This window comes from Streptomyces doebereineriae (genome assembly GCF_031845645.1).
Lineage (GTDB): Bacteria > Actinomycetota > Actinomycetes > Streptomycetales > Streptomycetaceae > Streptomyces > Streptomyces canus.
Genome location: NZ_JAVREZ010000301.1, coordinates 1 through 452, shown reverse-complemented (window position 1 = coordinate 452; position 452 = coordinate 1). Strand labels below are relative to the sequence as shown.

General features: G+C 72.8%; 1 pseudogene. It reads right to left on the bottom strand.

Annotated elements, in window-relative coordinates:
• Positions 1-435: pseudogene (locus tag RNB18_RS51980) on the bottom strand (hypothetical protein); the annotation flags it as partial.
• Between the last annotated feature and the right edge of the window lie 17 nt (positions 436-452).

Sequence of the window (452 nt, the reverse complement as noted above, 5' to 3'; positions counted from 1 at the left end):
ATAGGACACCTCGACCGTACGGCCCGGGTCCGCGCCCTTCGCGGTCGCGGCGACCGCCGCCGTGGCGGTCGTCCTGTCGATGCCGTCGACCGTCTCCTCCCGACCGGCTCCGAGCCGCGCCAGGACGATCAGATCCGCCGCTTCCTCCAGTTCGGCCGCGGAGGAGTAGAACGGCTCGTCCGCCATGACGCCCCCGCTCGGCTCGTACTGGCCGCTCAGCACGGCGGCGGCGACACCCACGACCACGGCGGCGGCCGTACAGGCACCGGCGGCGACCAGCAGACCGCGCCGGGGAAGCCGACGAGGGGCCGCGGGCGGTGTCGGGGCTTCGACCAGGGCTGCCAGCTCGGCACGGGCACGGTCCGACAGCCCGTCACTCTTCTGTTCTGTCTTCGGGGCCGGGAGGGGGTTGGCGGCTCGGATCAGAGACTTCACTCGCATCATGCCGACTC